At 58.1% G+C, this 24,953-nt stretch carries 24 protein-coding genes; 14 read left to right on the top strand and 10 right to left on the bottom strand.

Annotation, left to right across the window (positions count from 1 at the left end):
• Positions 1-465, bottom strand: a complete 465-nt coding sequence (locus tag AC2FJ5_RS09460) for a (2Fe-2S)-binding protein (protein ID WP_496793201.1) — start codon at positions 463-465, stop codon at positions 1-3.
• Positions 466-567: 102 nt separating this feature from the next.
• On the opposite strand from AC2FJ5_RS09460, the gene AC2FJ5_RS09455 reads away from it, so the two are divergent.
• On the top strand, positions 568-1,146 hold the full coding sequence (locus AC2FJ5_RS09455) for a TetR/AcrR family transcriptional regulator (protein ID WP_142634953.1): 579 nt from the start codon (positions 568-570) through the stop codon (positions 1,144-1,146).
• Here AC2FJ5_RS09455 and kynU read toward each other — a convergent pair.
• Positions 1,139-2,332 (bottom strand): kynureninase, encoded by a 1,194-nt coding sequence (gene kynU, locus AC2FJ5_RS09450; protein ID WP_496793200.1) that lies wholly within the window; start codon positions 2,330-2,332, stop codon positions 1,139-1,141. The genes AC2FJ5_RS09455 and kynU overlap by 8 nt on opposite strands.
• 183 nt (positions 2,333-2,515) lie before the next feature.
• Between kynU and AC2FJ5_RS09445 the strand changes: the two genes are divergently transcribed.
• The 7 genes from AC2FJ5_RS09445 (at position 2,516) to AC2FJ5_RS09415 (ending at position 10,435) form a co-directional block, all read left to right on the top strand.
• Entirely contained in the window at positions 2,516-2,968 is a 453-nt protein-coding gene (locus AC2FJ5_RS09445) for a methyltransferase family protein (RefSeq protein WP_142634949.1), read from the top strand.
• Positions 2,969-3,096: 128 nt separating this feature from the next.
• Positions 3,097-4,668: a Re/Si-specific NAD(P)(+) transhydrogenase subunit alpha gene (locus tag AC2FJ5_RS09440; protein ID WP_496793198.1), complete on the top strand. Its 1,572-nt coding sequence runs from the start codon at positions 3,097-3,099 to the stop codon at positions 4,666-4,668.
• Between the two features lie 13 nt (positions 4,669-4,681).
• Complete coding sequence (locus AC2FJ5_RS09435) at positions 4,682-6,136, top strand: NAD(P)(+) transhydrogenase (Re/Si-specific) subunit beta (protein ID WP_271950227.1); 1,455 nt, start codon at positions 4,682-4,684, stop codon at positions 6,134-6,136.
• 160 nt (positions 6,137-6,296) lie between these two features.
• Positions 6,297-6,653 (top strand): VOC family protein, encoded by a 357-nt coding sequence (locus AC2FJ5_RS09430; protein WP_496793197.1) that lies wholly within the window; start codon positions 6,297-6,299, stop codon positions 6,651-6,653.
• Positions 6,654-6,761: 108 nt separating this feature from the next.
• Positions 6,762-8,039, top strand: a complete 1,278-nt coding sequence (locus AC2FJ5_RS09425; protein ID WP_496793195.1) for a DUF3422 family protein — start codon at positions 6,762-6,764, stop codon at positions 8,037-8,039.
• Positions 8,040-8,107: 68 nt separating this feature from the next.
• A complete protein-coding gene (locus AC2FJ5_RS09420) occupies positions 8,108-9,256 on the top strand; it encodes an MFS transporter (RefSeq protein WP_496793194.1) in 1,149 nt (382 codons plus the stop codon).
• A gap of 15 nt (positions 9,257-9,271) precedes the next feature.
• Complete coding sequence (locus tag AC2FJ5_RS09415; RefSeq protein ID WP_496793192.1) at positions 9,272-10,435, top strand: M20 aminoacylase family protein; 1,164 nt, start codon at positions 9,272-9,274, stop codon at positions 10,433-10,435.
• 37 nt (positions 10,436-10,472) lie between these two features.
• Here the strand turns inward: AC2FJ5_RS09415 and AC2FJ5_RS09410 are convergent, their stop codons facing one another.
• Both AC2FJ5_RS09410 and moaA read right to left on the bottom strand, forming a co-directional pair.
• Positions 10,473-11,789 (bottom strand): 3-deoxy-D-manno-octulosonic acid transferase, encoded by a 1,317-nt coding sequence (locus AC2FJ5_RS09410; protein ID WP_496793191.1) that lies wholly within the window; start codon positions 11,787-11,789, stop codon positions 10,473-10,475.
• Position 11,790: 1 nt separating this feature from the next.
• Positions 11,791-12,798 (bottom strand): GTP 3',8-cyclase MoaA, encoded by a 1,008-nt coding sequence (moaA, locus tag AC2FJ5_RS09405; protein WP_496694854.1) that lies wholly within the window; start codon positions 12,796-12,798, stop codon positions 11,791-11,793.
• Positions 12,799-12,888: 90 nt separating this feature from the next.
• Here moaA and AC2FJ5_RS09400 point away from each other — a divergent pair, with 90 nt between their 5' ends.
• Positions 12,889-13,305 (top strand): hypothetical protein, encoded by a 417-nt coding sequence (locus AC2FJ5_RS09400; protein WP_496690863.1) that lies wholly within the window; start codon positions 12,889-12,891, stop codon positions 13,303-13,305.
• On the opposite strand, the gene AC2FJ5_RS09395 is transcribed toward AC2FJ5_RS09400, so the two are convergent.
• From AC2FJ5_RS09395 to glmU, 4 genes are read right to left on the bottom strand one after another with little or no spacing between them, the layout of a single operon-like run.
• On the bottom strand, positions 13,293-13,982 hold the full coding sequence (locus AC2FJ5_RS09395) for a DNA alkylation repair protein (protein ID WP_496789525.1): 690 nt from the start codon (positions 13,980-13,982) through the stop codon (positions 13,293-13,295). The genes AC2FJ5_RS09400 and AC2FJ5_RS09395 overlap by 13 nt on opposite strands.
• Positions 13,979-14,524 (bottom strand): pyridoxamine 5'-phosphate oxidase family protein, encoded by a 546-nt coding sequence (locus AC2FJ5_RS09390; RefSeq protein ID WP_496702129.1) that lies wholly within the window; start codon positions 14,522-14,524, stop codon positions 13,979-13,981. Before AC2FJ5_RS09390 ends, AC2FJ5_RS09395 begins: the two co-directional genes overlap by 4 nt.
• 3 nt (positions 14,525-14,527) lie before the next feature.
• Entirely contained in the window at positions 14,528-16,348 is a 1,821-nt protein-coding gene (glmS, locus tag AC2FJ5_RS09385) for a glutamine--fructose-6-phosphate transaminase (isomerizing) (protein ID WP_281994883.1), read from the bottom strand.
• 3 nt (positions 16,349-16,351) lie between these two features.
• Positions 16,352-17,704: a bifunctional UDP-N-acetylglucosamine diphosphorylase/glucosamine-1-phosphate N-acetyltransferase GlmU gene (glmU, locus tag AC2FJ5_RS09380; protein ID WP_496701727.1), complete on the bottom strand. Its 1,353-nt coding sequence runs from the start codon at positions 17,702-17,704 to the stop codon at positions 16,352-16,354.
• Positions 17,705-17,838: 134 nt separating this feature from the next.
• Here glmU and AC2FJ5_RS09375 point away from each other — a divergent pair, with 134 nt between their 5' ends.
• Entirely contained in the window at positions 17,839-18,510 is a 672-nt protein-coding gene (locus AC2FJ5_RS09375; RefSeq protein ID WP_142634920.1) for an HAD-IA family hydrolase, read from the top strand.
• A gap of 40 nt (positions 18,511-18,550) precedes the next feature.
• Positions 18,551-19,741 (top strand): DegT/DnrJ/EryC1/StrS family aminotransferase, encoded by a 1,191-nt coding sequence (locus AC2FJ5_RS09370; protein WP_271950215.1) that lies wholly within the window; start codon positions 18,551-18,553, stop codon positions 19,739-19,741.
• On the opposite strand, the gene AC2FJ5_RS09365 is transcribed toward AC2FJ5_RS09370, so the two are convergent.
• Positions 19,742-20,812, bottom strand: coding sequence for a Hint domain-containing protein (locus tag AC2FJ5_RS09365; protein WP_496793189.1), 1,071 nt, complete (start codon positions 20,810-20,812; stop codon positions 19,742-19,744).
• 175 nt (positions 20,813-20,987) lie between these two features.
• Here AC2FJ5_RS09365 and AC2FJ5_RS09360 point away from each other — a divergent pair, with 175 nt between their 5' ends.
• Complete coding sequence (locus AC2FJ5_RS09360) at positions 20,988-22,151, top strand: isovaleryl-CoA dehydrogenase (protein WP_496793187.1); 1,164 nt, start codon at positions 20,988-20,990, stop codon at positions 22,149-22,151.
• Positions 22,152-22,204: 53 nt separating this feature from the next.
• Here the strand turns inward: AC2FJ5_RS09360 and AC2FJ5_RS09355 are convergent, their stop codons facing one another.
• A complete protein-coding gene (locus AC2FJ5_RS09355) occupies positions 22,205-22,810 on the bottom strand; it encodes an OmpW/AlkL family protein (RefSeq protein WP_496793355.1) in 606 nt (201 codons plus the stop codon).
• 136 nt (positions 22,811-22,946) lie between these two features.
• Here AC2FJ5_RS09355 and AC2FJ5_RS09350 point away from each other — a divergent pair, with 136 nt between their 5' ends.
• On the top strand, positions 22,947-24,473 hold the full coding sequence (locus AC2FJ5_RS09350; RefSeq protein WP_496793186.1) for an AMP-binding protein: 1,527 nt from the start codon (positions 22,947-22,949) through the stop codon (positions 24,471-24,473).
• Positions 24,470-24,952, top strand: coding sequence for a DUF4365 domain-containing protein (locus AC2FJ5_RS09345; RefSeq protein WP_281994878.1), 483 nt, complete (start codon positions 24,470-24,472; stop codon positions 24,950-24,952). The genes AC2FJ5_RS09350 and AC2FJ5_RS09345 overlap by 4 nt, the downstream gene beginning before the upstream one ends.
• Position 24,953: the final 1 nt, after the last annotated feature.

Below are 24,953 nucleotides of genomic sequence, written 5' to 3'. Positions count from 1 at the left end.
TTATGCCTCCTTCAGTCTGGAGGCTGCGTCATGGATCGCGGCACGGATACGGGGATAGGTGCCGCAGCGGCACAGATTACCCTGCATCGCATCGTCTATGTCCTGATCCGTGGGGCTGGGGTTCTCGGCCAATAGCGCGGCGGCTTGCATGACCTGACCCGATTGGCAATAACCGCATTGCGCAACCTGATGGTCAACCCAGGCCCGCTGTATCTTGGCCATCGCGTCCGGGCTGCCCAGACCTTCGATTGTGGTGACGTCACCCCAGACATCGGACAAGGCAACCTGGCAAGAGCGCACGGCTTCTCCGTCTATATGAACGGTACAGGCGCCGCATGCCGCAACCCCGCAGCCAAACTTGGTGCCGGTCAGTCCGATCTCGTCGCGCAGAACCCATAAAAGGGGGACATCCTCGGGTAGATCGACCTCATATGACGTCCCATTTATCTTTAAGCTGGCCGTCATAGCTGCGTCTCCCTCTTGGCATTTAGTGACGTTCTGACATAAATGGGTGTGAGTGTCAGAGTGTCAACTGACAAATTGAGTGAAAAGTGTCAAAAGGTTCAGATGAGAGATTTCGTGCTAGACGCAAAGTGCCTTGCCATACTGGATTCGGCGCGTAAGGCATTCGCGGCTTACGGCTTTAAAAAGACGTCGATGGATGAAATCGCAAAGGGCGTGGGGATCTCGCGCCCGGCATTGTATCTGTATTTCGACAACAAAGAGGCGATCCTGCGCAGACTCACCGAGTTGCACTATGAGGAGAAGATCGAAGCCGTTGCGAAAGCCCTGCAGGCAGACGGCTCGGTTTCGCAGATCATCGGCCAGGCAATCCACGTGCAGACCGATGGTATGGCTCAGATCATGTCCTCTCCACACGGGATGGAACTGTTAGATGCAGGAAAGTCGCTGGCCTCGGATATCATCACGCAGGGCGAGGCCCGGCTGCAATCTTTATATACCGGGTGGCTACAGAAAGAAGCGTCGAATGATCGTGCCCGTTTGTTTGATGGCGCAAGAGAAACTGCGGAGACCATTGCCTCTGCGCTGCGGGGAAACAAAATCAGCGCGACGGATTTTCAAGAATTCGACCGGATGAACTCGAACCTTGCCGCCATGATTGGTGCAGCGTTGGAAATCAGGTAACCCGCTGTCTGACTTTGAATTCCGGTGCGTCCCATAACCGGTTGGTCATGATGTCGGCCAGAATGTCCACCGCGCCGTTTACATCCTGCTCATCGATATAGAGCGGGGTGAACCCAAAGCGCATGATGTCCGGGGCGCGGAAATCACCGATCACGCCGCGCGCGATCAAGGCCTGCATTGCGGCATAGCCATCGGCGAAACGGAATGAAACCTGACTGCCACGCTGCGCAGGGTCGCGGGGGCTGGCCAGTTTCAGGTCAGGGCAGGTGGCCTCGACGCCCGAAATAAACAGCTCGGTCAGTTCGATTGACTTGGCGCGCACGTCCTTGATGTTGGCCATGTCCCAGATGTCCATCGCCGCAGACAGCGCGGTCATCTGGATGATTGGAGGTGTGCCGACACGCATCCGCTCGATACCCTGTCCGGGGCGGTAATCCAGATCGAACGTGAACGGGGCTTCATGGCCCAGCCATCCGGATAATGCAGGGCGCACGCGATCCGCATGGCGGGGCGCCACATAGATGAACGCCGGCGCGCCAGGGCCTCCGTTCAGATACTTATAGCTGCAGCCAACGGCAAAATCTGCATTGCAGCTGGACAGCTCAACCGGGATCGCCCCTGCGGAATGGGCCAAATCCCATACGGTTATTGTGCCGTTCGCATGGGCCTGTTCCGTCAGCGCCTCCATGTCATGGATCCGGCCAGACCGGTAATCGACCTCGGTCAGCATCAGAACCGCGACGTCTTTGGTGAGGTTTTCGGCAACATCCTCGGGTGCGACCACCCGTAGTTCGTATTCCGATCCGAGTGAACGCAGCAGACCGTCGACCATATAAAGGTCCGAAGGGAAATTGCCGTTATCAGACAGCACAACCTTGCGGTCGGGGCAAAGCTCCAGCGCCGAGGCGACAGCCTGATAGACCTTGATCGACAGGGTATCGCCGGTCACGATGGTACCCGGTTCCGCCCCGATCAACCGCCCGATACGGTCGCCAAGCCCGGTCGGAAGCCCCATCCACCCGGCCTTGTTCCAACCGGTGATCAGCATTTGACCCCATTCGTGTGTCATCATTCCGCTCACCCGCTCGGCGGCAGCACGTGGCAATGGGCCAAGCGAGTTGCCGTCCAGATAAATGGTTCCATTCGGCAGATCGAACATGGCTTTGGTTGCAGCGAAATCAGTCATGGAGGTCCTGTGCAGAATTCTGACAAATGTCTGACTAAAGGGCTATCTGATCAGTTCTGCCGTGTCTACGCGTTCGGCCGAAAATGCACAGATGCGACCAACTGTGGTTTTGCTTTCGTGGATGCAAAGCGGTACATACCCCGACAAATGCGACATCCATACCGCAGGATCAAAGGAACAAGCATGAAGCGCAAACTCGACATTCCGCCCGCTTGGTTGGTGGCCTTTGCTGTTCTCGCCTGGCTGCAGGCGAACTATGCGTCCTTCGGTCTGTCGCTGGCCAGCGGGTTTACCGACCTGCTCAGCGGCCTTCTGATCGGGGGCGGCGTCGTTCTTGTCGTGCTGGCGATTGCCGAGTTTCGTCGGCATCGAACGACCGTCCTGCCGCATGAAACTCCATCGAGTCTGGTTCAAACAGGTATCTTCAAGCGCAGCCGCAATCCGATCTACGTTGGCGATGTACTTATTCTGGCCGGCTTGATTCTGCGTTTCGACGCGGTGCTGTCCTTGGTGTTGATGCCTGTTTTTGTCTGGATTTTGGAACGCAGGTTTATTGTGCCGGAAGAAAACCGTATGCGCCGTGCCTTTCGCACGGATTTCGCCAGATATGAAAGGCAAACCCGCCGCTGGATCTGAGGTGGACGGGATTTTACACGACGTAACAATGCTGCGCTTGCGAAATAATCTTGCGCAGTTAAAACTGGTTCTTCAGATAGAATGCCAACTATCCTTGCGAACTGACCGAAAATTAGGGGGACGCGCCGTTGAAGATTGGAACGCCAAAGGAAACATTTGACGGTGAGAGCCGGGTCGCGATGACTCCGGATTCAGCCCGTCAACTGCAAAAGCTCGGGTATGAGTGCCTGATCGAGAAAGGGGCCGGCGCTGCGGCCGGGTTCTCGGACGCGACATATAAAGAGGCGGGTGTCGAGGTTATCGGAACCGCGGCGGCGCTGTGGAAAGCCGCCGACATCGTCGCCAAGGTACGTCAGCCAAATGAAACCGAGCTGAAGCGTCTTGCCAAGGGCAAGACATTGATCTCGTTCTTCAACCCCGCAGGGAATGAAAAGGGCATGGAGGCCGCCAAGTCCAAGGGCGCCAACGTGATCGCCATGGAAATGGTGCCGCGTATCAGTCGTGCCCAGAAGATGGACGCTCTGTCGTCGATGGCCAACATAGCGGGCTACCGCGCGGTGATCGAAGCGGGTAACAACTTTGGCCGGTTCTTCACCGGTCAGGTGACGGCTGCTGGTAAAGTACCGCCTGCCAAGGTTCTGATCGTAGGTGCCGGTGTGGCCGGTCTGGCCGCCATTGGCACCTCGACCTCTCTGGGTGCGATCACCTATGCGTTCGACGTACGCCCCGAAGTGGCGGAGCAGGTTGAATCCATGGGCGCCGAATTCGTCTATCTGGACTTCGAAGAAGACCAGCAGGACGGCGCGGCAACCGGCGGTTACGCGAGTGTTCAGTCCGATGAATTCCGCGAGGCACAGCTGGCCAAGTTCCGCGAGCTTGCTCCGGAAATGGACATCGTGATCACCACCGCGTTGATCCCCAACCGCGAAGCGCCCGAGCTTTGGACCAAGGACATGGTCGAAGCGATGAAACCGGGTTCGGTGATCGTGGACCTTGCGGCGGAAAAAGGCGGCAACTGCAAGCTGACCGTTGCGGATGAGAAGATCGTGACCGATAATGGCGTGACCATCATCGGCTATACCGATTTCCCAAGCCGGATGGCGGCACAGTCTTCGTCGCTTTACGCAACCAACATCCGTCACATGATGACAGACCTGACGCCTGAAAAGGACGGTCAGATCAACCATGACATGGAAGACGACGTGATCCGCGGCGCAACCGTGACGCATGAAGGTGAAATCACCTTCCCGCCACCGCCGCCGAAAGTTCAGGCGATTGCCGCTCAGAAAAAGCCTGAGGTCAGGGAGCTGACCCCGGAGGAGAAAAAGGCGCAGGAAGTTGCGGCCTTCAAGGCGCAAACCAAACAGCAGTTCACCTTGCTGGGTATCGGTGGTGCGCTAATGCTGTTGATCGGTCTGATTGCTCCGGCCAGCTTCATGCAGCACTTCATCGTCTTTGTGCTGGCGATCTTCGTGGGATTCCAGGTGATCTGGGGCGTCGCGCACAGCCTGCACACACCGCTTATGGCGATTACCAACGCGATCTCGTCGATCATCATCGTTGGCGCAGTGATGCAGATCGGATCCGGGTCGTTCCTGGTTATTCTGCTGGCGGCTCTGTCCGTATTCATGGCCGGGATCAACATCTTCGGTGGCTTCCTCGTAACTCGGCGCATGCTTGCCATGTTCCAGAAATCTTAAGGAGGCCGGGCACATGGATTATGGCTTCACCACTGCCGCCTACGTTGTTGCGGCTGTTCTGTTCATCCTCTCGCTTGGCGGCCTGTCGAACCAGGAAAGCGCCAAGCGCGCTGTCTGGTATGGCATCGTCGGTATGGCGCTGGCGGTTTTCGCTACGCTGGTTGGCCCCGGTTCGGGCTTGTGGCTGCTGTCACTGCTGCTGATCATAGGTGGTGGTCTGATCGGTCAATATGTGGCGCAGCGCGTCCAGATGACCGAGATGCCACAGCTTGTGGCTGCGATGCATTCGCTGGTTGGTTTGGCGGCTGTGTTCGTGGGTTTCAACGCGCATTTTGAAATCAAGAATGTCGCCGAAGTTTTTGCGGTTGTTGATGCCGCCAAAGATGTCGACCTGTCCGACCTGGGCGCGTTTGCCAAGCTGATCGCCAAGAAGACAGCGGCAGAGCTGGCAATCCTGCACGTGGAACTGTTCCTGGGCATCTTCATCGGCGCGATCACCTTTACCGGTTCGGTCGTGGCTTATGGCAAGCTGGCTGGCAAGGTCACATCGACGGCAACCAAACTGCCTGGTGGTCACGCGCTGAATGCGTCTGCGGCGGGGCTCTCGCTGATCTGTCTGGTTTGGTACACGTCCACGGGCGGATTCCTGCCCCTGTTCCTGATGACGCTGGCCGCCTTGTTTATTGGTTATCACCTGATCATGGGCATCGGCGGTGCCGACATGCCGGTGGTTGTGTCGATGCTGAACAGCTATTCAGGCTGGGCGGCTGCGGCCATCGGCTTTTCGCTGGGCAACGACCTGCTGATCGTGGTCGGTGCGCTTGTGGGCTCGTCCGGTGCGATCCTCTCCTACATCATGTGTAAGGCGATGAACCGGCACTTTGTCAGTGTGATCCTGGGTGGCTTTGGTGGTCCGCAAGGTGAGCAGATGGCTGTCGAAGGCGAGCAGATTGCAATCGAGGCCGACGGTGTTGCCGCAGCCCTGAATGACGCCGACAGCGTGGTGATCATTCCGGGCTATGGCATGGCGGTGGCGCAGGCGCAGCAATCGGTTTCCGAACTGGTGCGCAAGCTGCGCGCGCAAGGCAAGAACGTGCGCTTTGCGATCCACCCGGTTGCCGGTCGTCTGCCGGGTCATATGAACGTGCTGCTGGCGGAAGCCAAAGTGCCGTATGACATCGTTCTGGAAATGGATGAGATCAACGACGACTTCCCGGATACGGATGTTGCCATCGTCATCGGTTCGAACGACATCGTGAACCCTGCAGCACAGGAAGACCCCAACAGCCCCATCGCCGGTATGCCGGTTCTGGAATGCTGGAAGGCCAAGCAGGTGTTCGTGTCCAAACGTGGTCAGGGTACGGGGTATTCGGGTATCGAAAACCCGCTGTTCTTCAAAGAGAACACCCGCATGTTCTATGGCGACGCGAAACAGTCGCTGGACAAGCTGCTGCCAATGATCGATTGATCTAAAGCCTTAACCAAAATGCAAAGGGCGCCTTCGGGCGCCCTTTTCTTGTTTGTCATGTTGGGGGCTTTGCCTCCAAGCCCCCAAGATTTTTCTGGCCAGATGAGGCGGGCGGAATGTGGTATCCTTGGGCAATTATAGAAAGACTAGGAGGTGCCCCATGGAAAAGGTCAACGGCATAGGTGGCGTGTTTTTTCGCGCCAGAGATCCGGAAGCGCTGCGGGATTGGTACGAGACCCATCTTGGCGTTCATCATTACGATCCCGTCCCCTGGAAGCAGCGCGAAGGCTATACGGTCTTTGCCCCGTTTGCGCAGGACACCGATTATTTTGGCCGCGCCGAGCAGCAGTGGATGATCAATTTTCGGGTTGATGATCTGTCTGCCATGACGACCCATTTGCAAGCCGCAGGCATTGCCGTCGAGACCAATCCGGAATGGGATAGCGAGGTTGGAAAATTCGCACGTATTCACGACCCTGAGGGCAACCCAATCGAACTGTGGCAGCCAAATCAATGACATAAGGGGTTTGTATACCATTGTATTCCTGTAAGTTATTGAAATAAAAAGATAATTGATGTATTTTTGAACTGTCGTATAGTGCGCCGGACAACGCCGGAGCATTCAATGACGCCGATCGACGATCATCCATTGCGCTATTCGCTGGCCAACGAGTTGCATGCGCGCCCGTTTCCCGTGGCCTCGACGCCATGCACCGTTGCGTTTTTGGCCATCAAGAATCCCGTGGCGGCGGTTGCGCGGGACCGAAGCGAAGACATTGCCCATCTGGTCAATCTTCTGGACCGTCACGGTGCGCAGCACCCGCAGCCGGACGCGACGCATTACGCTGGTCAGATCGGGCGTCACTGGCTCAAGTGGGAGCAGCACACGGAATTTGTGACCTATACGGCGATCACCCGGAATGTCAGTGACCGGGCCTTCAACCCCGCTGATTTTGAGGCTTTCCCACCTGATTGGCTGATGGCCAGCCCGGGCCAGAGGATAACCTCGGCCATGGTTCGGGTGACTGAAAGACCAGATGATGAGGCGGTAAAAGCCGCGCTGGCCGAATGGTTCGAACCCGAAAGCCTTGCGGTTGCGCGCGTGCTGGATGATGCTGCGATTTGTGCCAGTGACTTTCGGATTGATCCGGCTGGGCATATGCGCTTCGCGCTCTTCGTGACCAAGGGAACAGGACAGCGCCGAACCGGGCGCATCATCCAGCGCCTGTGCGAGATCGAAACCTACAAAGCCATGTCCATGTTGGGCTTTGCTCGCATCAAGCAACTGATGCCGAAAATCGGAGAGCTGGATGGAAAGCTGACCCGGCTTATGGGGCAGATGACAGATAACTCGGCGCATCCTGACGAACTACTGCCGGATCTGCTGTCAACATCCATCGAATTGGAAACACTTTCTGCCCGATGCGCATTTCGCTTTGGGGCTACCGGGGCCTATGAGGCCATCGTGAACCAACGGATCGAGGTATTGCGCGAGGAAAGGTTCGAGGGCCGTCAGTCCTTTGCCGATTTCATGATGCGCAGGTATGAGCCCGCAATTCGGACAGTGAAAGCCACGGAAAGTCGGCTGCAGACCTTGTCCGACCGGGCGATCCGGGGGGGTGAGTTGCTGCGGACCCGGGTAGATGTGGAACGCAGCGCCCAGAATCAGGCATTGCTGGAAAGTATGGACCGCCGTGCTGATCTGGCCCTGAGGTTGCAGCACACAGTCGAGGGGCTTTCCGTGGTGGCGATTAGCTATTATGCGGTCTCACTGGCCAGCTATCTGTTGTACCCGTTGACCGCCACCGGGATCAGCAAGGGGATGCTGACCGCGGCGGCAACCTTGCCGGTTGTCCTGTGTGTCTGGCTGGGTATCAGGCATATACGAAAGCGGTTGGCCTAATCCGCGTTTGCTAAACCTTCCCAAGGCTGTAGAACTGACAGGGGCGGGCGCGGAGCAAAGGAAAATACGTGATCGGAATTATGGCCGCTTGGCGGGCCGTGGCGGCCATGTTCATTTTGAACGGCGCTTTGTTCGGGATCTGGGCCTCGCGTATTCCCGCAGTCAGGGATCACCTGGACCTGTCGCACGAAGCGCTTGGCTACGGCTTGCTGTTCATGGCGGCTGGGGCTGTGTGTTCGTTCCCGGTTACCGGACGTCTGACGGATCGGTTCGGGGCTGTGGCGATCACGCGGATCATCGCCATTCTTTATACCGCATCCCTTATCCTGCTGGCCTTTGCCGGAAGCTTTTGGGCATTGGCGTTTTTCCTGTTCGTATTCGGGGCCTTCCACGGCTCAATGGATGTTGCGATGAACGCCTGGGCGGCAGAGGTTGAGCGCGCTTATGACAGGCCCGTTATGTCGTCTTTTCACGCGATGTGGAGTCTGGGGGCCGGTCTGGGAGCGCTGAGCGGATTTGGTGCGATACAGATGGGCCTGACGGTGACACAGCACTTTTTGCTGGCCGGTGGCATCGTAGTTGGGCTGACACTGGCTCTGTCCCGTGTGCAGTGGAATTCACGCCGCGTTGCGCCCTCGGGCGGGGCGATATTTGCACTTCCGTCGGGTGCGTTGATACTTGTCGGGTTTATTGCCCTGTGCGGGGCATTGGGTGAAGGGGCCGTCGCGGACTGGAGCGCGATTTTCCTGCGGGATGTGACCGGTGCACCCGAAAGCGTCGCGGCGCTGGGATATGCCGTCTTTTCGGTGACAATGGTCGCGTTCCGTCTGGTGGGTGGTGTCGTGATCGCGCGGTTCGGACCAACCGCGACGGCCCGTTTCGGAGGGGTATGCGCCGCTTTGGGGGTGCTGGCTGTGGTATCGGCCTATGATGCCGGGATTGCTCTGGTTGGGTTTGGACTGATGGGGCTTGGATATGCAGTGATCATGCCGCTTGCGTTCAGCAGGGCGGCAAATGATCCGCATGTCCCGCCTGGTCAAGCCATCGCCAGCGTGGCCACATTAGGGTATGGCGGGTTGTTGATTGGCCCGCCCCTTATTGGGTTTCTGGCAGAGATGCTTACATTGCGTCTTGCATTCATGGCCTTGCTGCCGCTGGCTGTTTTCATTGTCCTGTTGTCAGGCGCGTTGCGTCCCGGTGACAGCGACGAACGATGATTTTGGGAGATACACATGCCGATCAAAAACCGCTTCGCAGAACTGCAGAGTGAAATCACGGAATGGCGGCGTGATATCCACCAAAATCCAGAGATCCTGTTTGAAACCCATCGCACCAGTGCGCTGGTGGCGGAAAAGCTGAAAGAGTTCGGCTGCGATGAGGTGGTCACCGGAATTGGCCGAACGGGCGTGGTGGGTGTGATCAAGGGCAAGGCGGACACGGGCGGCAAGGTTATCGGTTTGCGTGCCGATATGGATGCGCTGCCGATCCATGAGGCGACCGGATTGGACTATGCCTCGAATACCGATGGGGCGATGCATGCCTGCGGCCATGATGGTCATACTGCGATGTTGTTGGGGGCGGCGAAATACCTTTCGGAAACGCGGAATTTTGACGGGACAGTGGTGGTCATTTTCCAACCTGCCGAAGAAGGTGGCGGCGGTGGTCGTGAGATGTGTGAAGACGGGATGATGGATCGCTGGGGCATTCAGGAAGTATACGGAATGCATAACTGGCCCGGCCGTCCGGTGGGCAGTTTCGCCATCCGTCCTGGCGCGTTTTTCGCAGCTACTGATCAGTTCGACATTGTTTTTGAAGGCAAGGGCGGCCACGCAGCCAAGCCGCATGAAACCGTGGATACAACGGTGATGGCGGCGCAGGCGGTTCTGGCGCTCCAGACCATCGCGGCGCGAAACGCTGACCCGGTGGATCAGGTGGTTGTTTCGGTGACCTCGTTCGAAACCTCTTCAACCGCATTCAATGTGATCCCGCAGACTGTAAAGCTGCGCGGCACCGTCCGCACGATGAGCCGGGAGATGCGGGATATGGCCGAAAAGCGCGTGACCGAGATCTGCAACGGCGTGGCCGCCACATTCGGAGGAGCGGTCGAGGTGACCTATTACCGGGGCTACCCGGTGATGGTGAACAGTGATGATCAAACCGATTTCGCGGCCCAGGTGGCGCGGTCCGTCTCGGGCGATTGTGACCAGGCACCGCTGATCATGGGCGGCGAGGATTTCGCCTTTATGCTCGAAGAACGCCCCGGCGCTTATATTCTGGTGGGCAACGGGGACACCGCCGCCGTTCACCATCCCGAATATAACTTCAACGATGAGGCCATCCCTGCAGGATGCAGCTGGTGGGCCGAAATCGTGGAGCAAAGGATGCCAGCGGCTTGACCCCAAGGGGCAGGCACCTGCGCTGCCCCTAATGCCCTTAGCCAGATGAAGGTTTGGTCTCCAGTTTCAACCGGGCGCACAGGGTCTCGACAATGGAATCGAGCGCGGATTTCTGCGTGTTGACGCAGGATTTTGCGGCATCGCGCGCAGTATCCAGCGCGTCCTGATCGCTGAGCCAGGTCGTGACCGCGTCTGCCAGGGCCTGCGCCGAGTTCACCTCAACCGCGCCGCCGGCCTCGATGAGCGGCGCAAAGGTTTCGGCAAAGTTGAAGTATCCGGGACCGGTTATTACTGCCGCCCCGGCCTGAGCGGGTTCGAACGGGTTATGTCCGCCGATCTCATGCAGCGAACCGCCCAGAAATACGATCGGGCAAAGCGCGTACCACGTGCCAGTCTCGCCCAGTGTGTCGGCAACATAGACCTGTGTTTCGGTGTCGATACGCCCTTCGGATGTTCGGAATACGGCAGTTTGAACAGCCTGTTTCAACAGCGCAGCCACATCCTGCCTGCGTTCGGGGTGGCGCGGGATCAACAGCAGCAGAAGGTTGGGCCAGCGCTCCAACAATTTCGCATGGGCGGCCAGAACAATCTCTTCTTCTCCGGCATGGGTCGAGCTGGCGATCCACACAGGACGCCCTGCAATCTGGGTCTGAATATCTTCCAACACAAAATTATCGACCGGAAGCGGATCGGACATCGCTTTGAGGTTGGTTCCCGGTTGCACGCGGTCCGCCACAGCCCCCATGTCCACCAGATTAGCGGCGGTTTTGCCATTCTGGGTCAGGAACAGGCTGAAATTGTCCAAAATGAATCGTGCGGTTTGCGGCCGTTTTTTCCAACCTTCGACGGATTTCTCTGACAGGCGGGCATTCAACAGGGCCAGAGGGATTCCCCGTCCAGCCGCGTCAACGATCAGGCGTGGCCAGATTTCGCTTTCGACAAATACTCCGGCTTCGGGGCGCCAGTGATCCAGAAATCGCCGGACCGGCCCTGCGGTGTCCAGCGGCGGATACTGGTGTCGCGTACGGGGTGGCATCCGTTTTTCGATCAGCGCCGCCGAAGTTGGGGTGCCCGAGGTCACCAGGAACTGGGCATCCGGCAGGCGTTCACCCAGCCGTTTGATCAGGCTGATGACCGACAGGGTTTCCCCCACACTTGCAGCGTGGAACCAGATCAATCGGCCCTTGGGGCGTGGTAGGCTGGCATGGCCGAGCCTTTCATGCTGACGAATTGTCGGGACATCTGCCGCCAGGAGTTTCTTGCGCACGGTGCGCCAAGCCAAAGGTGCAGCAACGGCGGTCAGGCTGCAATACAAACGGTAAAGCAGCGTCGGCTGGCCAGAGGGGGCGGTCATGTCAGCCGCCCGTATGGCTCATGTGGCGGCTCATCTTGCCGTCGACCGCCTGGCGGGAATAGTCGAAGTCGTGACCTTTGGGCTTAAGATTTATCGCCGCGCGGACGGCCTGTTCCAGCGGCACCTCGGTATCGAGATGATCTCGCAGGGGGGCACGCAGATCGGCCATGTCCTCTTGCCCCAGACACATATACAGCTCACCCGTACAGGTCAGGCGGACGCGATTGCAGCTTTCGCAGAAATTATGCGACAGCGGTGTGATAAAGCCGATCTTCTGGCCCGTTTCTTCAAGCCGCGCATATCGCGCGGGTCCACCAGTGCGTTCTGCCAGATCGGACACGGTATAGTGGCTTTCGTATTCCTTGCGGACATCCTTGAGCGACCAGTACTGATCCAGACGGTTCTCGTTCCCTATATCGCCCATCGGCATTACCTCGATCCAGGTCAGATCCATGTCGCGCTCAGCGCACCATTGGGTGATTGTTGGAAGTTCGGCCTCGTTGAACCCCTTCAGGGCCACAGCGTTGATCTTGACCCGCAGGCCAGCCTTTTGGGCAGTATCAATTCCGTTCAGAACCTGTTTCAACCGGCCCCAACGGGTGATCTGGCTGAATTTCTCATCATCCAACGTGTCCAGCGACACATTCACCCGGCGCACGCCCGCCGCATAGAGATCGTCAGCAAAGCGGTGCAGTTGCGAGCCATTGGTTGTCAGCGTCAGCTCTTTCAACGCGCCGCTGTCCAGATGCCGGGTCATGGCATTGAAGAATGACATGATGTTTCGGCGGACCAGCGGCTCGCCCCCGGTGATGCGCAGCTTTTCCACGCCCATCTTCACGAAGGTCGTGCACATACGGTCCAGCTCTTCCAGCGTCAGCAGGTCCTTTTTCGGCAGGAACTTCATGTCTTCGGACATGCAGTAAACACAGCGAAAATCACAGCGATCCGTAACGGAGACGCGGAGATAGGTGATGGCACGTGCGAACGGGTCGATAAGCGGAGCTGTCATGCGTCATACGTAAAGCGGCGACTGGCCTGCGACAAGCCTGAACTGTGCTTTGTGCTGGCACAGTCCTGTGAGGGGGGCTAAGTTCAGGCCATGAAATACGCTCTGCTGACCATTTGTATCCTTGTTGCGGGCTGTGACACTGTCCGCTCGACAACTGATCGGGTTTTCGGTCGCGACAAACCTGCGGCTGAACCAGAGGTTGCCGCGGAAGCAGACGTCACCGAATCCGTTCGGGTCCCCGCAACCGCCGCAGGTTGGGTTGGCGCCAAGACCACCATTGCCAGCTTAGGTGACCCGACAACGCCGGGACGCTGGATGGAAACGCCTTTGGTCGAGACAGAGTTCACGGGTCGCGTTGTCGTGCCCAGAACAGGGGCGCAGGCCTATATCACGCTGGTCCCGGCCCGTGGGCCCCAAGGCAGTGGAAGCAGGCTGTCGCTGGATGCGATGCGGGCGCTGCTTTTGCCTTATGACGAACTTGTCGAGCTGGAAGTTTATTCCAACTGACCTTTCAGATATTTGCCAGCTTCACGCCGAGCAAAGGGCTTCATGGCCGCACTATGGTCGCGCAGAAAGTTAACCACTCGGTCCGCGTCATGTTTCGACAACTCACGCAGCCACCAGGCAACGGCTTTCTGGATGAACCAGTCACGGTCGGGCACATAGCCCGCTGCCCAGCCAAGAATACGGTCGCGCCGGTTCAGGTCTTCTGGCTTAGGGTGGTTCTGCTTGGTCCAGGGCAGGGTGGCGACCAGCGCGGCGCGCCGTGTCCACATATGGTCTGACGCTGTCCAGCTTTCGACCTGATCCAACCGCGCCGGGTCCGCAGACAAGCGTTTCTGCATCGCCATACAGGCGTGATCTGCCACCGCCCAGGCGTCGAAATCCGGCAACCAGCTTTGCAGCAGGTCCCAAGCAGCCTCATCGGGGCGGATACGGGCTTGGGTCAGCAACTTGGCTGCGGCCAGACGGCCCTCGTGGATATCGGTCTGCCAGAGGGCGTCAGCCAGATCCACCCGCGCAGCAACGTCCAGTTCCTGTCGCCATAGTTTGGTCAGGTCGTTCAGAACCGGATTTGCAACGCCCAGATAGAGGCGTTCGACCTTGTGATAAGCCGCCATCTGCACGGCGCGCTCGGGGTCGGCATGGGCCCGGATCTGGTCAAGATAGGTGACGGGCGTCATTGGTCCGCAGCGCGTGTTGGCTTGCCGTCGATCGTCTGATGGTTCCGCTCAACCCAATAATCGCGGATATCGTCATCGGACTTACCGTCGACCCATTTCTGCATCGTGTCCCGTTCGGACTGGTATTCCATGAACGGTACGGCATACCCGCAAGAGGTCTGAACCATGTCAATCGCAATGTCATAGATCTGGCGGGCGCTGCGGTGGTCGGGAAACAGCCCGGCCAACGCGTCCCAGCCCTCGTCCCCGGCATGCAATGTACGCGCGGTGCCATAGGTCCTCAGGATCAGCGGGCGTGTGGTGAAGGAACACCACATGAGGGTCATGCGATTGACCTCAAGCAAATGCCCGGCGGTTTCATTGCCACTGCCGGTCAGGTTCATCCAGACAATCCGATTGGGCCCCAGTACCCGCAGCGAGTCCATCCCTTTGGGAGAGATATTGACCCGTCCTTCAGGTCCGGCGGTGCCGACGAAGAACAGATGCTGATCCTCGATAAACTTGCGATGGGCGTCATCCAGCGCCGGAAATTGCTTGGACATGCGTCACTCCACCGTTACGGATTTCGCCAGATTGCGCGGCTGGTCCACATCCGTGCCCTTGGCCACCGCCGTATGATAGGCCAGCAGCTGAGCGGGCACCGAATAGAGGATCGGCGCAAGGCTGGGGTGCACATGCGGCATGCGGATCGTGCTCCAGACCCCGTCTTCGGCCTCGGCGATGCCGTCATCATCGGACACCAGGATGACTTTACCCTTGCGTGCCATGACCTCTTGCATATTCGACACGGTTTTGTCGAACACCGTGTCTCGCGGGGCCAGAACCACCACGGGCATGTGTTTGTCAATCAGGGCAATGGGGCCGTGCTTTAGCTCACCCGAAGCATAACCTTCGGCATGGATATAGCTGATTTCCTTGAGTTTCAGCGCCCCTTCCATCGCCAGCGGGTACATCAGGCCGCGTCCCAGAAACAGAACATCGCGCGCCTCGGACAAGCGCTGGGCGGATTTCCTGATGGCCCGGTTCTGATCCAACGCGGTGTTCAGCACCGAAGGCAGCCCGCGCAATGCGGCGGCGTGATCGGCAAGTTCCTCGTCGCTCAACGTGCCACGGTCCGCGGCAGCCTTGAGCGCCAGCATCAGCAACACGCTCAGCTGACAGGTGAAGGCTTTGGTCGAGGCGACGCCTATCTCGACCCCGGCATGGATCGGCAGGGCGATGTCACTTTCACGTGCGATCGAGCTTTCTGGAACATTGACGACTGAGACGACCTTGTCCGCTTTGCCGTCGCAATACCGCAGGGCGGCCAGCGTATCGGCGGTTTCACCCGATTGGCTGACAAACAGCGCCATAGTGCGTTCCGGGATCGGAGGTTCACGATAGCGAAATTCGCTGGCGATATCGACTTCGACCGGTATTCTGGCAAGTTGCTCGAACCAGTATTTGGCGGTCAAACAGGCGTAGAAAGCAGTCCCGCAAGCGACCATCGTCAGACGGTCCAGCTTGGTGAAATCCAGATCCCCCGGCAGAACGACCTGATCCCCGGCAGAGGGCAGGTAGGACCGGATCGCCTCGGCAACCACAATCGGCTGTTCCGCGATTTCCTTGGCCATGAAATGCTTGTGCCCGGCCTTGTCGGCGCGGCTGTGATCCACTTTGATCTTGCGGGTTTCGCGATTGGCAAGCTCACCTGCCTCGTTGCGGATTTCCAGCGATGTGCGGGTCAGAACCGCACGGTCACCTTCTTCCAGATAGGTGATGCGATCCGTCAGCGGCGCTAGCGCGATGGCGTCCGAGCCGACAAACATCTCTCCGTCCCCGTGCCCGATTGCCAGTGGCGAGCCTTTGCGCGCGGCCACGATCAGGTCATCTTCGCCGTCAAACAGAAAGGCCAGGGCAAATGCGCCGACCAGCCGGTCGATGGTTTTATAGGCGGCTTCAACCGGGGGCAGCCCTGATTTGAGGTAATGTTCAGCCATCAGGGCGACGGTTTCCGTATCGGTTTCGGTTTCGAACCCGATCCCGTGTTCCGCCAGCTCTGTCCGCAGCTCCCGATAGTTTTCAACGATGCCGTTGTGAACAACGGCAACCGGCCCGGCCCGGTGGGGATGCGCATTCGAAACTGTCGGCGCGCCATGGGTGGCCCAGCGGGTATGGCCGATACCGGATTTACCGGGAAGCGGGTCATGCACCAGAAGGTCGCTGAGGTTTACCAGCTTGCCTACAGCCCGACGCCGACCCAGGGATCCGCCATTGACCGTAGCAATGCCTGCACTGTCATACCCCCTGTATTCCAGCCGTTTTAGGGCCTCGACCAGGATAGGGGCAGCTTCGTGCTTGCCCAATACGCCTACAATCCCACACATCTGTCAGGCTCCTTTGTCGCGACGAGCCTTCTTCGCCGTCAACATGTCAAACAATTTACGCGCATAACCGGGCTTGTTGTCCTGCTTGGCGCGCGCAACGGCCAAAGCATCCGCTTCCACATCGCGCGTCACCACGGTTCCGGTGGCCGTCATCGCGCCGTCACCAATGGTGACAGGTGCCACCAGCATGGTGTTCGATCCGACAAAGACGTTCTGGCCGATGGTCGTTTGGTGCTTCATCACGCCATCATAGTTGCAGGTGATCGTGCCCGCGCCGATATTTGTCGCCGCCCCAACCGTTGCGTCCCCGATATAGCTGAGATGGTTGACCTTGGCGCCTTCGGCGATCTCAGCATTCTTGATTTCAACAAAATTTCCGACGCGGGTGTTTTCTGCCAGCTCAGCGCCGGGGCGCAGGCGGGCATAGGGGCCGACGATGGCGCCGCGGCTGACATGGCAGCCCTCAAGATGCGAAAACGCGCGGATCGTTGCACCGCTTTCCACCGTGACACCGGGGCCAAAGACCACGTTGGGTTCGATCACCGTATCGCGGCCAATGACGGTATCAGCGGCCAGATAGACGGTTTCCGGCGCCATCAGCGTGACCCCCAAATCCAGCAGTTCGGCGCGGGCACGGGCCTGAAAAACCGCATCCGCAGCGGCCAGGTCAACGCGTGAGTTCACACCCAGCGTCTGTGCCTCGTCACAGGCGACTGCGGTGACATTCAGGCCACGGGATCGGGCGATTGCCACGACATCCGGCAGGTAATATTCACCGGCGGCATTGTCATTTCCCACGCTGTCGATCAGCGAAAACAGTAATTCAGCGTCACAGGCCAAAAGACCAGAGTTACAAAGTGTTATATCGCGCTCTTTATCCGAGGCGTCTTTGTATTCGACGATGCGTTCAAGGGCCTGTCCGTTCATGACCAACCGGCCATAGCGTGCAGGATCTGCGGCCTCAAAACCCAGAATAACCAGATCGTTCTTGGCCCGCGCTTCGATCATACGTTCCAACGTATCGGGTTGCAAAAAGGGCGTGTCCCCGTACAGAACAACCACGTCGCCGTTGAAACCCTGCAGCGCTTGGCGCGCCTGTGCGACAGCATGGGCGGTGCCCAGCTGTTCGGCCTGAATGGCGATTTGTGCGGTCTCGTCCTCGGCCAGGGTCGCTTTGGCAACGGCTTCGGACCCGTGCCCGGTGACAATGACGGTCCGCTCGGGCGACAAAACAGCACCAGCGCGCATGGCATGGACCAGCATAGGCGCCTGAGCAATCGGGTGCAGGACTTTCGGGATATCCGAATTCATCCTGGTGCCTTTACCGGCAGCAAGGATGACAAGGGCGATACTCATGAAATCGTTTTCTCTTTGTGTTTTGTTGCAGTCCGTTTTATCCGCTGAGGGTAAAGTCGCAAGCGGTTCAGCCATCAAACTAGATTGCCGTTTGCAACAAGACGTGGCGAAAACCCGCCGAGGCAGGAGGCGTAATGCGAACAGTCATCTTTGATCTGGACGGGACACTGGCGGATACTTCCGGGGATTTGCTGGAGGCCGCAAACCATTGTTTTCGCGATATGGGGCACGGCGATGTGCTGGTCCACGGGCAGGATGCTGGTATCGCTTTGCGTGGTGGGCGGATGATGCTGACCCACGGTTTGAAGCGGGTTGGGGCCTATGACGAGCAGGCTGTTCACGCTTATTACCCGATGCTTTTAGAAGCGTACTCGGAGGCGATTGACACCCATACCCGGTTTTATCCAGGCGCGCTGGACGCGGTTGGAAAGTTGAAAGAGGCAGGCTATGGCGTTGGTATCTGCACTAATAAACCCGAGGCTCTGGCACATCAGCTGCTGACCCAAATGGGTGTGCGCGACCGGTTCGGCTCACTCGTCGGTGCGGATACTTTGCCGGTTCGCAAACCCGATCCGGAGCCCCTGCGTGAAGCTGCCCGCCGGGCCGGCGGACACCCGGATCTGTGCGTTCTGATCGGGGATTCCGACACCGACCGGAATACGGCGCGTGCTGCAGGTGTACCTTCGGTGCTTGTAACATTCGGGCCATCTGGCGACGACATGGCTGCGCTGAAACCCGAAGCGCTGTTGCATCATTTTGATGACCTGCCGAAACTTGTTTTTGATTTGGTCGGAGCTGCAGCCTGACCCCTTGACCCCGGCCCATCGCGGCCTCAAGAGCGAAAAGATGACTGAGAAGTTTACTGGCAATTTCACCCAGCAGGAACCAATCCCGGATGAGGCGATCGAGGCGGCTCTGGCCGTTTTGCGTCATGGCCGGCTGCACAGATATAACGTCTCGCCCGGCGAACTGGCCGAGACCGCCCTGTTAGAACAGGAATTTGCCGCGCAGACCGGCGCAAAATACTGTCTGGCGGTCTCTTCGGGCGGCTATGCACTGGCGACAGCATTGCGCGCGATAGGGGTGCAGCCCGGAGATACGGTTCTGACCAACGCTTTCACCCTGGCGCCGGTGCCGGGGGCGATTGCCTCGATCGGAGCCAAGCCGGTATTTGTCGGTGTGACCGAAGCGCTGACGATTGATCTGGATGATCTCGAAAGCAAACTGGATCAGTCTGATGTGCTGATGCTCAGCCATATGCGCGGGCATCTGTGCGACATGGATCGGTTGATGCAAATCTGCGATGCCGCCGGTGTGGCCGTGATCGAAGATTGCGCGCACACGATGGGCGCCGCATGGCGCGGGCAAAAATCCGGACGGCAGGGCGTTATCGGGTGTTATTCCTGCCAGACCTACAAGCACATAAATTCCGGTGAAGGCGGTTTGTTGATTACCGATGACGAGGAACTGGCTGCCAAGGCGACGGTCCTTTCAGGATCCTACATGCTGTATGAGCGCCACCTTGCAGCGCCGGGCCCAGAGGTGTTCGAGCGGATCAAGTACACCACGCCCAACGTCTCAGGGCGCATGGACAATTTGAGGGCCGCGATCCTTAGGCCGCAGCTTCGCAATCTGGAACAACAGATTGACCGGTGGAATGAGCGCTATGTCGAGATCGAAAAAGGGCTGCGCGGCACGCCGGGACTTACCATTGTCGAACGACCCGAGGCGGAAACTTATGTGGGCTCGTCTATTCAGTTCTTGCTGCTGGACTGGTCACCCGAACGGATTGCTCTTGTGATGCAGCGCTGCGCGGCGCGTGGTGTGGATCTGAAATGGTTCGGCGGAGCAGAGCCCACCGGATTTACCTCGCGCTATGACAGTTGGCGATATGTGGAAAGCGCGCCTCTGCCTGCGAGTGACCGCATTTTGACCGGGATCATGGATATGCGAGTGCCATTGACTTTTTCACTGGATGATTGCCGGTTGATCGCACGGATCATTCGCTCCGAAGTCGGCGCGGTGTTCCAGTCCTGATCACATTACCTGTGACACGAGCGGGGATTTTTGGTTCTTCCGCAGCCGCTCGACCAGTCTTTTTTGCAGCCGATTTTCAGGGATCGGATAAGACGGCACCGTATTCTTGGCTTCCAGCAGATTCGGAAAGATCATTTGGATTTCTTCGCGGGCCTGCGCCGTAACGGATGCCAGCGACGTGTCGGTCAGCAACAGGCTTTCGCTCGGGGCGCCATTTGCAAAAACGATTTCGTGGTTGTCGAACAGCAGGTGGTAATACACAACCTGATCAAGGCTGTTGTCTATCTCGATTCCCGGCAATTCCGACAGCTTGATGGCCGCGACCAGCACATCCGGCGATCCGAACATGCGCTGCGCCACCGCCGAAGAGATTTGCATTCTGTGCTGCCGGGAAACCAATAGATCCTGTTTCGGCAAACCGTCCCCCAATGTGGATTTCGCGATTCGAACCGGATTTAGGTTTGGATTGATTGCCAGATCGGTTGCCGAAAGATGCCGCTGTCCGATCCATCTGACAGGTTTCAGCCCCGATCGGGTCAGCACAAGATCACCTTCGCGCAAGGTTTCAACGGGACGTTCCCCGAATTCCGTCTCGATCAGGGTGCCCTGACAAAAACACACCAGTAACTCGATGTTATCGACAATGGCGCCAAGGCTATCATTAGGGCCAAGTTCGGTAAGGCGCAGGGTATAGTCACCGGCGGAAGGGAAATCGACCTGCATGGTGAATGTGGAAAAGCTGTTCGCAGTCGGCAGAACAGTCATCGAGGCGATAACGACGCCGTTGCTGTCCAGAATCTCGACGGTAAATCCTTCGCTGCCTGCATTCGAGTTAGATGCCGTCCTAAGTGCGGAATCCAGGCTAAGCTCGCCGGATTTGGGGTCATCCAGCGTAAAGGTTTGCTCCATCACCGTGACTTGGCTTGCGTTGCCATCCATTTCGGCCACACGATTCGATGAACCATTCCCGAGATAGGCACCCTCAGTGTGGTCAGCTTCGATATCCGTACCAGACCAATTTGCGGAACCGCTATTAAAAGTACCATTTACGATGACATTGGTTGGGGCCATTCGCAGAATCCTTGAAGCAAAAACCTTAACGGCTTTGGCGATCTAATCGTCGAGTATGGTGAATTTGTGACGCTCCGGATCGGCTCGCGGGTGAACCTTTTTCGGTCAGCGCTTGACCCGGGTTCATGGTCATGGCAGGTTATTTGAACAATCGTTCATTTACTGGGAGAGTTCGATGTTCACGGCGGCCATGCAATTCGATCTGGGTGAAGATGTGAACGCACTGCGTGAAATGGTGCATCGCTGGGCGCAAGAGCGGGTGAAGCCGATGGCCGCGAAGGTCGATGCCTCGAACGCGTTTCCCAATGAGCTTTGGCGCGAGATGGGCGAATTGGGCCTGCTGGGAATTACAGTGTCCGAGGAATATGGTGGCGCGGCCATGTCCTATCTGGCCCATACCGTCGCGGTCGAAGAAGTGGCGCGGGCCTCTGCCTCAATCTCATTGTCATACGGGGCGCATTCAAACCTGTGCGTCAATCAGATCAAGCTGAACGGCAGCCCAGAGCAAAAGGCGAAATATCTGCCTCGGTTGATTTCCGGCGAACATGTGGGCGCGCTGGCCATGTCTGAGGCGTCCGCCGGATCAGACGTCGTTTCGATGAAGCTGAAGGCGGAAAAGCGCAACGACCACTACCGGCTGAACGGAAGCAAGTACTGGATCACGAACGGGCCGGACGCGGATACTCTGGTCGTTTACGCCAAGACGGATCCTGATGCTGGATCCAAAGGGATCACCGCCTTTCTGGTCGAAAGAGAGATGACGGGCTTTTCCACGTCGCCCCATTTCGACAAGCTGGGCATGCGCGGATCAAACACGGCGGAATTGATTTTTGATGACGTCGAGGTGCCCTTTGAAAATGTTCTGGGCGAAGAGGGTAAGGGTGTCGCGGTTCTGATGTCAGGGCTGGACTACGAACGCGTTGTGCTCGCCGGGATCGGAACCGGAATCATGGCCGCCTGTCTGGACGAAGTCATGCCGTATTTGGCCGAGCGCAAGCAATTCGGCAAACCGATTGGCAGCTTTCAGCTGATGCAAGGCAAGATTGCAGACATGTACACGGCCATGAATTCAGCCCGGGCTTATGTCTACGAGGTCGCCAAGGCCTGTGACCGTGGGGATGTGACCCGGCAAGATGCGGCAGCGTGCTGTCTGTATGCTTCGGAACAGGCCATGACGCAGGCCCATCAGGCAGTTCAGGCTATGGGCGGCGCGGGGTTCCTGTCGGATTCGCCGGTCAGCCGCATATTCCGCGACGCCAAGCTGATGGAAATCGGAGCCGGCACCAGCGAAATCCGCCGGATGCTTATCGGACGGGAACTGATGAACGAAATGCTCTGAGCAAAAAAAACGCCCCGCCGACGAGGTAACGGCAGGGCGTTCTGTGTAAAGGATCAGAAGCGGTGAACGTAGGATACGCCGACCAGCCAAGGATCGATTTCAGCGGTGCCGATATCGGCACCGTTCAGTGTGACATCCGAGTCGATATCGAACCAGCGAACGTTCAGACGAACAGCGCCTTTTTCGGTGACCATATAATCCAGACCGGCCTGGAGTGCGAGGCCGACCGAGTTGTCGAGTTCGAGATCACCCAGAGCCGATTTTTCGTCGAAGAAGATGGTATAGTTGATGCCCGCGCCGACATAGGGTTTCCAGACCGAGTTGGTCGGGAAGTGATAGTTCAGCGACAGTGTGGGCGGCAGGTGTTTGACGGTCCCTGCGTCGAGGCTGCCACCCAGTGTGACCTCATGGCTGAACGGTGTGGCGGCCAGCAGCTCGATACCCAGATTATCCCGAACGAAATACTCGGCAGTAAAGATCGGGCGTGTGTCGGAATCGACATCTGCATCCAGCCCGGCGAGGGACCCATTGTCGGATTTCGGGTCGAGATAGCCGACACCGACACCAACGGTCCAGTCGCCCTGATTTTGGGCGAAAACGGGCGCAGAAAACGCGACGAGCGCGGTCGAAAGGGTCAAAGCGGCGAGTTTCTTGGTCATTTTACGGCCTTTGGATTTGTTGATGACCGGGTTTTGCATGAAGCAGAGCCCGCCGACTCTGATCTGCATCAAATTCCCGTGACCGTCTTTGGTGGCTCGATTCAGAAAAGACCTAGAAAAACAAAGGGTTTCGGCAATGTGTCCCGCTGAAGGCATACCTGGTTTGCATCAGGGTGGGGGCTGGGACCTGCCGGACCGGTTGAACATGGCGCGGCAATGCTTGGAACAGCCCCCAGAGCAGACGGCGATCATCGATCTGACCGGGGGTGAGGGCAAGGTCGTCACGTTTGCACAACTCGGACGCTTGGCCGATGACATCGCACTCGCCTTGCTCGATCGGGTGCGGCCTGGGGATCGCGTTGGAGTACTGCTCAGCCAGTCACCCGGCTGCGCGGCGGCGCATCTTGCGATCTGGAAGATCGGCGCGATTTCGGTGCCTTTGTTTAAATTGTTCAAACATGACGCGCTGGCCTCGCGTGTCGTGGATGCAGGGGCGCAACTGGTGTTGACAGACGCAGAGGGTGCTGCACTGCTGGGGGATTTGGCCGTACCGGTTCGGGTCGATCAGATAGCTCCGTCTGATGATCCGGTGCCCTTTGCCGATACCGGCCCCGAGGATCCGGCAGTTCTGATCTATACTTCCGGCACCACGGGCAGCCCCAAAGGCGCGCTGCATGGGCATCGGGTTTTGACCGGCCATTTGCCGGGGGTCTCGATCAGCCACAACCATCTGCGCGAAGGTGACTTTCTGTGGACGCCCGCCGACTGGGCATGGATTGGCGGGTTGTTCGATGTGTTGATGCCAGGGCTGGCGCTGGGCATTCCGGTGGGCGCGGCCCGGCTCGAGAAATTCACCCCCGAGGCCTGTGCGGATGTGATCGCACGTGGCGGGGTACGGAACGTGTTCTTTCCGCCTACCGCATTGCGGATGCTCAAGGCCACGGATCAGGCGATCCCCGGTCTGCGCTCGGTCGCTTCCGGAGGGGAGCCGCTGGGTGCCGAGATGTTGGAATGGGGGAAGCAGGCGTTCGGCCTGACGATCAACGAATTCTACGGCCAGACCGAATGCAACATGGTGGTGTCTTCCTGCGCTCAGGATTTTCCCGTGCGCCCGGGTTGCATCGGTAAACCGGTTCCGGGGCATGAAGTTGCAGTGATCGACCAGGATGGCCAGCCCACAGATCAAGAGGGTGACGTGGCCATCCGCCGAGGCTCGGCCTCGATGCTGCTGGAATACTGGAACCGGCCTGAGGCCACGGCCGAGAAGTTCCGCGGCGATTGGCTGATCACTGGGGATCGCGGCGTGTGGGAGGGTGAGTACTTACGTTTTGTTGGCCGCGATGACGATGTGATCACTTCCGCCGGGTATCGCATCGGCCCCGCCGAGATCGAGGATTGCCTACTGACCCACCCGGCGGTGGCGACAGTTGGTGTGGTCGGCAAGCCCGATCCGTTGCGGACCGAAATCGTGAAGGCCTATGTCGTGTTGAAACCGGGAGCCACGGTTGCGGAGCGAGAGTTGCAGGATTGGGTCAAAGACCGTCTGGCGCAGTATTCCTATCCGCGCGAGGTGGCGTTTCTGGAGGAACTGCCGATGACTGTGACGGGGAAAGTGATCCGGAAGGAATTGAAGGCGCAGGCGGCGTTGGAGGTCAGAAGATGAGTTTCAGAAACTCCGCGTCATTTGGAAAGCGCATCGAATATTGGGTTATCGGGCTGCTGCTAAAAGATGGCTTCGATGTATTTGTACCGCTTGTCGATGATGATGGCATTGACGCGATCATCCGAGGCAGAGCAGGACAAAAGATCGACCTGCAAATCAAAGCACGTTCGGGTCAGGTGAAATTTGGTTCTTCCGCTTTGTTCGGCGTCGGGCAGTCTCATCCGAAGGAACGAGATGGTTATTACTTTTTGTTCTATTCAGAACGTCTCGACGAAATGTGGCTAATGTCGTCAGCGGATTTCATAAAGAACTGCGTGACCACTTCCTCTGGAAAAAATGCAGGACATCGGAGTATTTGGATGAATGGGCGCTCGAAAGTCAGAAATCAAGAATATCCGAACCCAAGGTTTGATACATGGCGCATTTCAATGCAGGGCCAACCCGACTTTTCGCGATTGAGACAGGCGCTAGGGGAATAAG

This window comes from Ruegeria sp. CDSA221 (assembly GCF_059611825.1).
Note: the sequence above shows the minus strand (reverse complement) of the source record. Positions and strands in the feature narration are given on the sequence as shown.